The organism is Peptostreptococcus sp., assembly GCF_977045075.1.
The window spans coordinates 1-13,771 of sequence record NZ_CDRRTB010000039.1; the positions used below are offsets into that span (position 1 = coordinate 1).

At 37.4% G+C, this 13,771-nt stretch carries 9 protein-coding genes; all 9 read right to left on the reverse strand.

The window, feature by feature from the left end:
- Positions 1 to 278 precede the first annotated feature (278 nt).
- Positions 279 to 1,517, reverse strand: a complete 1,239-nt coding sequence (locus ACW6OJ_RS04600; protein WP_456095886.1) for a restriction endonuclease subunit S — start codon at positions 1,515 to 1,517, stop codon at positions 279 to 281.
- Position 1,518: 1 nt separating this feature from the next.
- On the reverse strand, positions 1,519 to 4,092 hold the full coding sequence (locus ACW6OJ_RS04605; RefSeq protein WP_455104817.1) for a type I restriction-modification system subunit M: 2,574 nt from the start codon (positions 4,090 to 4,092) through the stop codon (positions 1,519 to 1,521).
- A gap of 66 nt (positions 4,093 to 4,158) precedes the next feature.
- The gene (gene ftsY / locus ACW6OJ_RS04610) at positions 4,159 to 5,454 is read right to left on the reverse strand and encodes a signal recognition particle-docking protein FtsY (protein ID WP_456095887.1); all 1,296 of its coding nucleotides are present in this window, start codon (positions 5,452 to 5,454) and stop codon (positions 4,159 to 4,161) included.
- Between the two features lie 21 nt (positions 5,455 to 5,475).
- Positions 5,476 to 9,027 carry a chromosome segregation protein SMC gene (smc, locus tag ACW6OJ_RS04615; RefSeq protein ID WP_455105402.1) on the reverse strand — a complete coding sequence of 1,184 codons (3,552 nt, stop codon included), beginning with the start codon at positions 9,025 to 9,027 and terminating at the stop codon, positions 5,476 to 5,478.
- Between the two features lie 12 nt (positions 9,028 to 9,039).
- A complete protein-coding gene (locus tag ACW6OJ_RS04620) occupies positions 9,040 to 10,110 on the reverse strand; it encodes an elongator complex protein 3 (RefSeq protein WP_455105403.1) in 1,071 nt (356 codons plus the stop codon).
- Positions 10,111 to 10,818 carry a ribonuclease III gene (rnc, locus tag ACW6OJ_RS04625; protein ID WP_455104483.1) on the reverse strand — a complete coding sequence of 236 codons (708 nt, stop codon included), beginning with the start codon at positions 10,816 to 10,818 and terminating at the stop codon, positions 10,111 to 10,113.
- A gap of 72 nt (positions 10,819 to 10,890) precedes the next feature.
- Positions 10,891 to 11,451, reverse strand: coding sequence for an elongation factor P (gene efp / locus ACW6OJ_RS04630; protein WP_293426971.1), 561 nt, complete (start codon positions 11,449 to 11,451; stop codon positions 10,891 to 10,893).
- 70 nt (positions 11,452 to 11,521) lie between these two features.
- Positions 11,522 to 13,216: a phospho-sugar mutase gene (locus ACW6OJ_RS04635; protein WP_455105404.1), complete on the reverse strand. Its 1,695-nt coding sequence runs from the start codon at positions 13,214 to 13,216 to the stop codon at positions 11,522 to 11,524.
- A 214-nt stretch (positions 13,217 to 13,430) separates the two neighbouring features.
- The coding region (locus ACW6OJ_RS04640; RefSeq protein WP_456095888.1) for a putative PEP-binding protein at positions 13,431 to 13,771 on the reverse strand (341 nt) is incomplete at its 5' end.

A 13,771-nucleotide genomic window follows, 5' to 3' on the forward strand; every position in this document is an offset into this window, starting at 1 on the left:
TCTGAAATTTTGTTTAACTTACGCTGTTCCCAAGTTAGTTTAAAATTTTCCTATATTTATTCGATTTTTACAAAAATATGAGTAAATATATAAATCAATAAAGTATTATTTCAATATTTTTTCCAATATTATGTTCAACAAGTTCATTTAAAAATCATTTTTTAGAATTTATATTGTGTATTTCAATTTACAACTATTATTTTTTACTCACTTTATATTTTTATTTGTTTAATATTACATTATTCTATATTATTTTGCCAAAAATAACCCTATGTATACTAAATAAACATCTTTACAAGGCATGATTTTTTAATATTCTTCAACTTTTCAAGTTTTCGCTGATGAAGGGTGATAAGGTTGTTAAGATTTTCAATAAACATAGCAATTTGCTTTTGCTCTTTAATTGATGGAACAGGAACGACAAGTTTAAAGTAATCTCCCAAATTGTAATTTGTCCTTCCGTCGCCAGTTGAAATTGCCACTGCCCATTTCTTATGTCTTTCAGTGTTCAAAAAAGTACAAAGATATGATGGGTCAATAATTGTCTTATTTGGTCGTGTCACAATAGTAGCAAAACCTATTGATTTATCTTCATTTTCGCTAATTACAGCCGAAGTTCCAACATCTCCAGTATGTACAGTTATTACATCTCCTATCTGATGCATACGGCTTTCATTTGCCATAGCGAAAGATTTTTCTAAGAATATCGGTTTTTCTCCAAATTCGAATTTACCATCTTTTATGTCTGAATTTCTTATTAGAAGAGTTCCCTCATCTGTATAATGTGCAGTCATAGTTGTGACCAAACCGATATAGATTTTTCCAAGTTCAGTAACCTTACGCTGTTCCCAATCTTCCATAAATCCAGAAAATCTTACATCCGGAACAAATTTACCATCACGAGGAAACATTTTTTCAAGCATAGACTTTTTAACATTAACCAATTTATCATACTTTCGCTGATGAAGGGTGATAAGGTTGTTAATATGTGTTAAGTATTCTCCAATTTTCATTTGTTCCTCAATGTGTGGTATCGGTATATTCATTTCGAAAAATATGGCGTCCTTAATGGAAAATCTGTCCGACCTCGCACCGGAGTCTCCATTGAAATTCATAAATGAATGCCAATACCTACTCTTGAAAAAATGTTCAAGATAAGTTGTGTCAACATCATACGTCCTAAAAACCGTATAAAGCGGTGACATTACACCGACTCTGCCTAATTTGTTTCGATTTATCGGCCCCACAGGTGCAGTAGCTGATATTCGAGGGTTATAAACAAAGTCCTCACTTCTCACTATATAATAACCACCTAAACTACTCATATTAGCAATTTCGTGATCGAAATAATCTCGTTGACTGATTATTCCAAACTCTGCTGAGTTGGTAAAGGTTTCAATATATTGTAGTCCAATATTTTTCTCAGTAACTTTATCTGAAATTTTGTTTAACTTACGCTGTTCCCAATCTTCCGTAAATCCCTTAAAGCGAATTGCGGGCTTTTTTCTATCTTTCATACTATTCACCCAACAAAAGTGCCTTGAATTCACTTAAGCCCTTCATATCATATTCATTACCTTCCAATTCATCTATCATTGAAGCCAACTTCATTTCAGTCTCCTTGATTTCTTTTTCTAGTTCAAAATATGTTGTCTTATACTTTGACACTAGTGCTTGAATCTTAGAAACTAGATTGTCTACAATTGTATCCGGTAACTTATTTATGCTTTCTAATAGGTTTCCAATCCATTTTTTATCAAGTAATTCACACACCATTGAATCTGTTAAATTTTCAATAGTCTCTTTTGTAAGCATGTGAAGTTTAGCTGTTTCACTTTTTATTTCTTTTTTCAAGTCTTTTTCTTCCTTTGATAGTCTTTCGTACCTGTCTAACTTATCAATAAAGGATTTTACTTCTTCTGTATGAGCTTCTTTTTTTAGTTCCTTTAGTTTTTTAGTTACTTCCTTAGCAACAAAAGCATCATTATTATCATTTAATACCTGACCATCTTTCTCTTCTTCTGTCATATCTTCAATGATTTCTTCATATATTGATGGTATTTCAGCTAATCTAGCCTCTTTTTCCCTCAGTTCTTTGTATCTATCTGATAGAAGTTCTTTTTGTACTAGTTCAAATGGTATAACACGTCCAATCCATCCGTCTTGGATTTCTTGTTCCTTGCCATCTTTCTTTTTAGTGACTAAATTTGGATCAACTTTTTTTGTCGCAGCAAAACCTTCTGTCTGTATTATTTCTAGGTCAACTGCTATCTTTCCCCATTCATCATCTAATATTTGATATGCCTCATACTTATCTATCAATGGTACTTGATCTAAGCGTTTGAAAATATTTTCACTGATTACATTTTCAGACTTGCTAATTTCAACATGTTCCATTTTTTCTATCCACTCTTCTTTTAGGTATATGTGAAAATCAGAAAAAGCATCTTTAAATGCGTTCTCAAAAGTTTTAATATCAGCGTGATTTTTAATTGTATTTTTTATATCTTCTGTAGCAAGTTCAACATAAGGTATATCACTATTAGTAAATAAGGCTGACTTTAAAGTTGGAAATGCCTTCCAATATTCTTCTAGACCATCTATTTCTGTCATTGGAATACCACCAAACATTGAAGCATATAGATCCCAAGTTTCGGCAGGTTCAGATGAATCTACATATCTTGGTATGTTCAAATTGTAGTCATTACTCCTAATTTCTTCCCTCGATACAAGTCTAGAGAACTTATCAATACTTTCTCTATTCATTACTGCATCAACTATTCTCTTAATATCAGAAGCTTTTAACTTATTGTTTTTACCCTCTTTTATAAACCCTTTAGAAGCGTCAATTATTAGGGTGTCTGTATTTTCTCTTTTCTGTTTTAATACTATGATAATTGTAGGTATGCCTGTTCCAAAAAATATATTAGCTGGTAAACCTATTATCGTATCAATATGGTTATTTTCTATAAGGTTTTTACGTATTTGTCCTTCTTCTCCACCCCTGAATAAAACTCCATGTGGCAATACAATCGTCATGATTCCATCTGGTTTTATATGGAATAAGTCATGTAATAAAAAGGCGTAGTCAGCCTTTCCCTTTGGTGCTAAGCCAAAACGAGAGTATCTTGGATCATGTTCCTTATTTGAAGGATCCCAAGCTTGTGAATACGGAGGATTTGATACTACAGCATCTACATAAAGAGGATTATATGTATTTACTGGATCATTTTCATCAAAAAATGGCCAATCCTCCTCCAAAGTATCTCCATTTCTTGTGACAATATTATCTGGTTTGATACCTCTCATCACTAGGTTCATTCTAGTAAGGTTATAGGTGTTTTCTTTCAATTCTTGGGCATAGTACTTAATATTATTAGAATCAGTCATATACTTAGAAATACTATTACCTATATTTATTAACAAGGATCCTGAACCACTTGTGGGGTCATATATTTTTATTTCTTTTTCTCCTTTTAAGTGTTCTGCAACGATTTCCGACATCAAAACAGAAACCTCATGAGGAGTATAGAATTCACCAGCCTTTTTACCTGCATTTGCAGCAAACTGACTTATCAAATATTCATATATAAAACCAAGTACATCATAGTCTTGCTTTCCATCCATTGGAATATCTTTAATCAACTGTAATAATCCACTTATAGCCTTAGTCTGTGAATTTGAGCTATCTCCTAGCTTACTAAGACCCGTCTGTAGAGTATCAAATACCTTATCAAAAACTTTTTTATGAGTTGGATAAATCAACCTATTAAAGGCGGATAAGGCATCTCTTACGTCTGATACATCAAAATCTCTCCCCTTAGAAATCCAAGTTGAAAACAAATTTTCATAGGAAATAAAATATCCAATATTTCTCTGTACAAATTCTAAAGTCTCAATTTCATCTTCTCTTAGATCTTTAATACCTGCATCATCAAAGTCATTTTTCTTTAAAAATTTGATTTCCTGGTCTGACAAATACTTGTAAAATATAAATCCTAGAATGTAGTCCTTATATTCATTTGCTTCAATCTTAGAACGCATTTTATTTGCTGACTCCCAAATTCTATTTGCAAGTTCCTGTTTGTTCATTGCTTTTCCCCTATTTTATCCTTTTTACATAAATTAACCTAAAAACATATTTCTAAATTATATATACTATCCAAATATAGCATCAGTAAATGAGTCTGCATCAAAACTCTGCAAGTCTTCAGCCCTCTCACCGACACCTATCAGCTTGACTGGCACATCTACCTCAGACTTAACTGCTAGGACAACACCACCCTTGGCAGTACCGTCTAGCTTAGTAAGTACAATACCTGTTATATTAGCTACTTCCTTAAAGGTCTTGGCCTGGCTAACTGCATTCTGGCCTGTTGTAGCATCTACTACCAATAGGACTTCCTTCTTGGCCTCTGGGTATTCCCTGTCTATTATCTTAAATATCTTGCCCAACTCGTTCATTAGGTTGGCCTTGTTGTGGAGCCTACCTGCTGTATCGCATATCAGTAGGTCTACCTTCCTAGCCTGGGAAGCTTTGATGGCATCAAATACTACTGCACCTGGGTCTGCTCCCTCATGGTGCTTGATAATATCTACATCTATCCTCTTGGCCCAAATATCCAACTGCTCAGTTGCTGCTGCCCTGAAGGTATCTGCAGCTGCCAACATAACTTTTTTACCATCTTTCTTGTATCTCTGGGCTAACTTACCAATTGTAGTAGTCTTACCCACACCATTCACACCAACCATTACTATTACTGCTGGTCCTGGATTGATATCAAGTTCGGAATTGCCTTCCTTTAGGATAGAGGCAACTATTTCCTTTAACAAATCCCTTACCTCTAGAGGATCTTTTACTCCTCTTTCCTTAATCATATCCCTTAAACGGTCTATTATTTCCATAGTAGTTGTAACACCTACATCGGCAGTTATAAGGATTTCTTCTAGGTCTTCTAAAAGCTCTTCGTCTATCTTTGTGTAAGACTTTAAAAGGCTGTCTATCCTACCTGTTATATTGTCCTTAGTCTTTGATAGACCTGCTAGTAGCCTGGCAAAGATGCCCATCTTTTCCTGGCCCTCTTCTGGGTCAGAATCCTGACTACCATAACCATCTACTTCTTCTATTATTTCTTTCTCTATTGTTTCTTCTTCTCTAATTTCTTCTTCAGCCTGGACGTCAGCATCTTCAAGATTTTCGATTTCTTCCTCTTCTTCTACTTGGGCTTTTTCTTCCTCTACGTCTTCCTCTAGAGTACCTTCGCTAAGATCTTGATCCTGGGACCATTCTTCCTTAGTCTCTTCCTGAAAAACTTCTTCACCTATCTCTTGATCCTGGGAAACTTGATCACTGACTTCTTCCCGGATTTCTTCTTCACTAAGCCCTTCTTCCAAGTTTACTTCCTGGTCAGGGTTTTCATTTTTGTTTTCATTTTTCTTCCAAAATTTAAACATAAAATCCTCCTATATATCTATCTAGGAATTTTCCACCATTTCCTGGGCCTCTTTTAGCTTGATACCAATTATTGATGAAATTCCCTTTTCCTGCATAGTTACACCGTATATAAAGTCTGCAACTTCCATAGTTCCCCTCCTGTGAGTGACTGCTATAAACTGGGTATCCTGACTTAGTTCCTTCAGGAAGTCACCAAACCTATATACATTCACATCGTCTAGTGGGGCTTCGATTTCGTCAAGTATACAGAAAGGTGTTGGCTTTGATATAAGGATTGCAAAGAGAATTGATATAGCCGTAAGGGCCTTTTCTCCACCAGATAGCAAGGAAAGATTCTTCATCTTTTTGCCTGGAGGCTGGGCTGTTATCTCTATATCACATGATAGGACATCATCCATATCTGTAATTCTTAGGTTGGCACTTCCACCACCAAATAACTTCTTGTATACCTCTACAAAATTCTTATTTATAATATCGAAGTTGGATAAGAATTCACTTTCCATACTTGCCACTAGGTCTGCTATTAGGGCGTTCAAGGAAACTATAGACTCTTCAAGGTCCTGCTTCTGCTCTGAATAGTATTCGTACCTTTCCTTAACCTCTGCATATTCCTCTATGGCGTCTAGGTTTACATTACCTATTGACTTAATTTTCTTTCTTAGAGCCTCCATGTGCTTGAAGTCAATCACTAGACCCTCTTCTCTATATTCTAGGGCTTCCTGGTAGTCTAGGTTATATCTTTCAAATATATTTGCCTGAAGATTGTCCCTACTTGTAATGGACCTGTCTAGCTTAGCTTCAAGCTTGTACTTATCTTCCCTAAGTTCATTAAAGTCCCTCTCTCTTGACCTTAGTTCAGCCTTGGCCTCATCTAATGATAGCCTAATATCGTCCCTATCAGCCTTCTTGTCTAAAATCCTTCTTGAGAAGTCTTCCTTAGTCTGGTTGAGAGTATCTATCTGGCTTGTATAGGTTTCTATCAATAGGTCGTAGTCGTTAATTTCATTGTTATTTTCCTTTATTGACTCAATTAAGCTAGCCAGATTTTCTTGGGACTTCTTCATACCACTTTCTATTCTTTCAACCTCTGCTAGATTGTTTTCGAATACTTGCTTGCTCCTAACTAGGTCTAGGTTCTTGTCATTGAATAGCTTTAGGCAGATATCATGCTTTTCCTTGGCTTCATTTAGGCTGTCGCTTAAGGACTGGATTAGGTCCATATTTCCTTGACCCTCCCTGTCCAAGGCATCTAGCTGGTCCTTACACTGGTCAAAGTCAGCCTGGTTCTTTTCTATCTGTCTATTTATCCTTGTAATTTCTTCCTTGCTATTATCTAAGTCATGCCTTCTATCCCTAAGCTTTGCCTCTGCTAGCTTTATTTCTGTATTAGCTGATATTATTTTTTTGGCTAGGATCTCTTTTTCTTCCCTTATTTTTTCTAGCTGTCCTTCCAGCCTGTCTTTTTCTAAGCCCAGTAGGTCAAATTCAGATTTACACTGGTTTATCTGGCCTTCAATTGACTCAATTTCCTGGCCTAACTCGTCAATAAGTCTCTTTCTAGACAAGATATTGCCACTAGTCTTAAGACTACCACCTGTCATTGACCCGCCTGGATTAAGTATATCTCCATCCAATGTTACCAGCTTAAACCTATGGCCAGTTTCCTTTGCATAGTCTATGGCATCAGTCATATTATCTATAAGGATAACCCTGCCCAATAGGCTTTCTACAACCTTCCTATAAGCCTCATCAAATTCTACTAGGTCACTACATAGGCCTAGGGGTCTTACACCAGTATTAGTTGCTAGGGTTAACTTGTTAGACCTCATAGTGGTCTTAGGTAGGAAGGTTACCCTACCAAGGTTAGACTTCTTAAGGTATTCAATTGACCTCTTAGCTACACTTTCATCTTCAACCACCACATTTTGTATGGCAGCACCTAGGCTTGCTTCTATGGCCTTTTCATACTTGGCCGGCACCCTAATCAATTCACCCAGAGCTCCACAAATACCCTCAAGCGACTTGTTCTTTAGGATTTCTCTTACACCCTTGTTGAAGCCCTCATGGTGATTTTCCATATCTATATATGTATTTCTCCTAGACTTGATACGGCCTAGGTCCATATTTAGGTTCCTATCGTTTCTAGCTAGCTGGCCTATATTCTTTTCTAAGTCTCCTAGCTTAGCCTGAGCCTGGTCAAGGTCCTTGTCCAAGGCTTCCATTTTAGTTAAAAGGTCTCCAGCACCTGAATTTTTACCCTCAAGGTAGTCTTCAAGTTCTTTTATTTCCTCTTCCTGCAAAACTACTTTTTCTTCTAGACCTAGCCTACTTGACCTTAGATTATCAAGATTGGCCTGACTAGTAGCAAAGTTTGCAGATAGTTCCTGCTTCTTTTCTAGTATATCTAGGGAAAGGGCCTTGTTAGACTCCATTTCTTCGTTTATCGCTTCTAGCTCAAGCTCAGCCTTCCTCTTTTCCTGGTAGGCCTTGTCTATTTCCTTCTGGGCCTCCTCAATCTCATAAGAGGTCTGGTATACCTTCTTATTGGCCTTGTCTAATTCAAGCCTATCCACCCTTATAGAGGCTTCAAGTCCTGATATTTCATTTTCCTTTATCGATATCTCTCTTAGCTGACTATTTATCTTTTCTTGGGAAATTTCTATTTCATACTTTTTACCTGCTAGTTCAGAGTTTATATCAACAAGGTTGGAATTTAACTCCTCTAGTAGGGCATCACACTCATTTAGACTAGCATCCAATTCTTCTATCTGACCCTCTATGCTAGACCTTTCAGAATCAGTCAGGTCTAATTCCTTTTCAAGACCTGCTAGCTTTTCAGACATATCCCTTATAAGGTCATCCATCTGGCTAGTCTGGTCAATAAAATCATTTAGCTCTAGCTTTTTCAATTCTTGACTTACCTCAAGGTACTTTTCAGCCTTCTTAGCCTGACGTTCTAATGGCTTCACCTGATTTTCGATTTCATAAAAGATGTCTTCTATCCTTGCTAGGTTGTCACTTGACTTCTTTAGGTTTCTTACAGCCTCATTTTTCTTGTACCTAAACTTGGATATACCACAGGCCTCGTCAAATATCTTTCTCCTGTTGGCAGGATTATTGCTAAGTATCTCTTCTACCTTACCCTGCTCGATTATAGAGTAGCCGTCCTTACCTATACCTGTATCCAGTAGAGTCTCTCTTACATCCTTAAGTCTACATGTCTTATTGTTTATATAAAATTCCGACTCACCACTCCTGTATACCCTTCTCTTTATGACTAGCTCTTCAGAGTCTATGTCAATTTCAGCCTGGGAATTATCTAGGGTAATGGCCACCTCACAATAGTTCATTTGGTTTTTAGAGTCAGTTCCTAGGAAGATAACATCTTCCATCTTCTCTCCCCTCAGACTCTTGACACTTTGTTCTCCCAAGACCCACCTGATAGCATCTGAGATATTACTCTTACCACTACCGTTTGGTCCTACTACCGCAGTTACACCCTTGTCAAAGTATATGTCTGTTTTTGTTGGGAAGGATTTAAATCCCTTTAATTCTAACTTTTTTAAATACACTATTACCTCCGACTAGTATAAACCATACCTTTTACCTAAAAACTTATACATCTCTTCAAAGCTAATTTCTGAGACTATCTTTGAGTCTATCTCTACTATAATCCCATCAAGTAGACCCTTCCTTAGACCAGTCTTGAACCTAGCCTTGTATTTTTCATTTATATATATCCTGTTAGACCTCTTATCACCTACTATGGTTGATATATTCTTATTGTCCGAATAGACCACGAGGTCCTTAAATTCTCCATCAATTATACTATCTAGATAGTCTCTTATCATCCTAGACTTTACCAACTCCCTAAAGGCAGGATGGTAGGGACCATCAACTACATCAATACCCAGCTGGATATCATCGGTTGCCTGAAGGCCTACCCTAATAACACCTATATCATTAGTGTGGTATATGACCATCAGCTTTTTTACTATGTCTACGCACTCATCAAGGCTAAATGGCCTATAGTATCCACCCCTGTAGCTCTGCTCAAGACCAGTCTCCTTTATTATCAGAGTTGGATATATCCTTACAAAGTCTGGCCCTATCTTGACGAATTCTTTGGCTGTCCTGATACACTTTTTCTCAGTATCTCCAGGTAGGCCAATCATCTGCTGGAGACCTAACTTAAGTCCAACCTCCTTAATTAGGGCCCCACTTTCATAGACTATCTTACTATTATGACCTCTAAGGCTTTCTACTAGTACCTCTTCATCCATAGATTGGACCCCTAGTTCTATTATAGTTGTCCCAAATGACTTTACTAGGTCCAGACCATCCCTATCTATGCAGTCGGGTCTGGTAGACATCCTTATATCACTGACTAGTCCCCTATCCTTATATTCCTTGGCCACACTCAAAAGTTCTACCTGCTTATCCCTGTCTATTGCTGTAAAGCTGCCCCCAAAAAAGGCAATTTCCACATCTACATCATGCTTAATCGTTGCTAGGCAGTCTTCTATAATTTTCCTAGCCTTCTCACCAGTCATATCTGTTGATATACCTGTTATTTTTTTCTGGTTGCAAAATATACAATCATGGGGACATCCCTGGTGGGGTACAAATATGGGTATTATCTTTTTGCCCCTCATCTATAGTTCTCCCATCTTAACTAGGGCATCCCTAGCAGCCTCTTTTTCTGCTTCCTTCTTGTTCTTTCCCTTGCCTATACCGATTGTCTCCTGACCGCACTTGACCTGCATCTCAAATTCCTTGTTGTGGTCTGGTCCACTTTCTCCTACTAGTTTGTATGAAATCTTACCATTATTACCCTGTATGATTTCCTGTAGAATCGTCTTGTAGTCTCTGAAGATATTTCCATCAATATTTTTTGCTATTGTATCTCTTAGGTTTGATAGTATAAAGTCCTTTGCCTGGTCAAAACCACCATCCAAGTATATGGCAGCTATCACTGCCTCCGTAGCATCTGCTAGGATTGAGTCCCTATTACTGCCACCTGAAGCCTTTTCTCCCTTACCTAAAAATAGGTGGTCGCCCAGGTTTATTTTCCTAGCTACTGCACTAAGAGATTCTTCACAAACTACATTCGCTCTTAACCTTGTTAGCTTTCCTTCTGGTAGGTCATTTCTAGCCCTAAATAGGTAGTCACTTACCACCAAGCCTAAAACTGAGTCCCCAAGAAATTCCAGTCTTTCATTGTAGTTGAATTCCTTGTGCTCATTGGCAAAAGAAGAATGTGTCAAGGCTGTCTGTATATAGGTCTTGTCCTTGAATTCATAGCCTATTTTTTCTTCAAAGGCCCTGATACTTTCTTTGATCACATCGTTAATTGATGCCATGATCACCCCTCCTTATAAAAAATATAGCTATAGAATACCTGCTCTTTCAAACAGGTATTCTATAGCACTAAATTAATTTACTCTTGATAAATATTCACTTGTTCTTGTGTCTATCTTTACCTTGTCACCAACATTTATAAATAATGGTACCTGAATAACTGCACCAGTTTCTACTGTAGCAGCCTTTGTAACATTACTTGCTGTATCGCCCTTGATTCCTGGTTCTGTATCAACAACTTCTAGGTCAACAAAGTTAGGACCTTCAACCTGGAATGGAGCTCCCTGGTAAAATCTTATAGTAGCAACTTCATTTTCCTTCAAGAACTTGATAGCATCTTCTACCTGTTCGTAGTTCAAAGGAATCTGGTCATAAGTTTCTTCATCCATGAAGTAGTATAGCTCTCCATCATTGTATAGATACTGCATCTGCTTAGTTTCTATATTTGCCTTAGGGAACTTATCACTTGGGTTAAAAGCTTCTTCTCTAATTGCTCCTGTTATTAAATTTTTATACTTAGTTCTAACGAACGCAGCACCCTTACCTGGCTTAACGTGCTGGAAGTCAACTACTAGACATGGCTGACCATCTTTTTCAAATGTTACACCTTTTCTAAAATCACTAGCTGTTACCATTTTATATCCTCCAAAAATTGTAATTAATATGTTTATCTTAATAATTATATCATGGAATGGCTTGATTTGTCTAGTTCACTGAATCAACAATGGCCAAGAAGTAGTCATTAATTTCGTCTAACTTCTTAAGTGCTACCTGGTCTTCCTTGTCATGCGTTCCTATGTAAACCTTAATCTTTGGTTCCGTTCCTGACGGTCTTAGGGCTATCCAAGACCCATCCTCTAGGATGTACTTAAGCACATTCGACTTAGGGAAGCCCTCTACACCAGCTCCAAAGTCTAGAACCTCTGACACCTTCACACCATCTACAGCATCTATCTTTGTAGACCTGAAATGTTCCATTATCCTCTTTATCTTGCCACTTCCCTCTATACCTTCTAGGTAGATAGAAGTAGTCTTTTCCCTGTAGTAACCATACTTGGCATATAGGTCCATTAGGCCTTCATATAGGGTCTTACCCTTACTCCTGTAGTATAGGGCCATTTCAGAGATCATAAGTGTGGCTACTACACCATCCTTGTCCCTACACTGGTCACCTATCAAGTAACCATAGCTTTCTTCATAGCCCATTACAAATGTCTGAGAGTGGTCTTTTTCGTACTGAGTCATCTTGTCTCCTAGGAACTTAAAACCCGTAAGTATACTCACAACATCTACGCCCATTGACTTGGCTATATCCGCTCCGAATTCTGATGTTACCACTGTCTTGATTATGCAGGCATTGTCAGCCAATCTTCCCTTTTCCTTAAGACCTGATATTGTATATTCTGCAAGTAGTCCACCAATCTGGTTACCAGTCAATAATACAACCTCACCAGCAGAATTCTTAACTGCAACACCAACCCTGTCACAATCTGGGTCATTTGCGATAAGGATGTCTGCATCTTCCTTCTTTAGAAGCTCAATACCCCTTGTAAGGGCAACACTCTCCTCTGGGTTAGGTGTCAGAATACCAGCAAAGTTTGGATCTGGCATTTCTTCTTCGGGTACAACTAGGACATTCTTAAAGCCACTATCCTTTAAGACCCTAAGAACTGGCACCCTACCAGTACCACAAAGAGGTGAATATACAACCTTGAATTCTCCTGCATATCTTTCTATGATATCTTTTCTAATCACATTGGCCTCAACTGCATCAATAAAGTCATCATCAATTGATGGGCCTAGTAAGGTCATCCTAGCCTCATCTTCCTTCTTGAAGGCTGGTATTGTAGAAAAGTCCTTAATAGTTTCTATCTCTGCCAAAACCTCGTCAGCCACATGAGGCATTATCTGGGCACCATTATCACCATAAACCTTATATCCATTGTATTTTGGTGGATTATGGCTGGCTGTAATAACTATACCACCTATACAGTTTAGCTTTCTTACTGAATATGAAAGCATAGGTGTCGTTCTAAGATCATCAAAATAGTAGACCCTCATACCTGCTGAGGCTATAGTTCTTGCTGCCTCTATACAGAATTCCCTAGACATATTTCTATTATCATGGGCTATTACTATACCTCTTTCAGCAGCCCCTTCTTCATTTTTCAAGAAATAGTTGGCCAAACCATAAGAAGTCCTTCTGACAGTATAGATATTCATCCTGTTTCTACCAGCCTCTACAACTCCCCTAAGGCCCGCTGTACCAAACTCTAGATCACGATAAAACCTGTCTTCAATTTCCTTTTCATCGTCTTTTATGGCCAATAATTCCTTTTTTGTATCCTCGTCAAAATAAGAAGATGTCGTCCATTCATTATATAATTTCTTGTAGTCCATAAGAATCTCCTTTCACCTATATAAGTTATCTCTATTATAACCTTTTTTTCAAAAAAATACACATGAAAATTTTTCAAAAAAATTATTTTTCCTCTTATATTATACAACCATATTATACAACCAATATATAAAGCAAAAACCCACTCGAAATCGAGTGGGTTTGCTAAAAATTTTAGAAAGTAATTATTAACAATTTATTATAGGATATATCGACTTATTTGTCTCTATGTCCGTCACCTTTTTTCTTCCTTACAGTTGCCTGTGCCGCTGCAAGTCTAGCAATTGGTACTCTGAATGGTGAACAAGATACATAGTCTAGACCCTGGTTGTAGCAGAATTCAACAGATGATGCTTCACCACCGTGCTCTCCACAGATACCTAGCTTAAGATTTGGCTTAGTCTGTCTACCTAGCTTAACTGCCATTTCTACAAGTCTACCTATACCTCTCTGGTCAAGTACCTGGAATGGGTCTTTTTCAAGTACACCCTTTTCAACATATTCACCTAGGAACTTACCAGCATCGTCTCTTGAGTAACCGAATCCCATCTGAGTAA

Bases quoted from the DNA above. Each gene is read 5' to 3' on its own strand.
- efp (WP_293426971.1), bottom strand. From the start codon at position 11,451: ATGGTAACAGCTAGTGATTTTAGAAAAGGTGTAACATTTGAAAAAGAT.
- ftsY (WP_456095887.1), bottom strand. From the start codon at position 5,454: ATGTTTAAATTTTGGAAGAAAAATGAAAACAAAAATGAAAACCCTGAC.
- ACW6OJ_RS04605 (WP_455104817.1), bottom strand. From the start codon at position 4,092: ATGAACAAACAGGAACTTGCAAATAGAATTTGGGAGTCAGCAAATAAA.
- ACW6OJ_RS04600 (WP_456095886.1), bottom strand. From the start codon at position 1,517: ATGAAAGATAGAAAAAAGCCCGCAATTCGCTTTAAGGGATTTACGGAA.
- rnc (WP_455104483.1), bottom strand. From the start codon at position 10,818: ATGGCATCAATTAACGATGTGATCAAAGAAAGTATCAGGGCCTTTGAA.
- ACW6OJ_RS04620 (WP_455105403.1), bottom strand. From the start codon at position 10,110: ATGAGGGGCAAAAAGATAATACCCATATTTGTACCCCACCAGGGATGT.
- ACW6OJ_RS04635 (WP_455105404.1), bottom strand. From the start codon at position 13,216: ATGGACTACAAGAAATTATATAATGAATGGACGACATCTTCTTATTTT.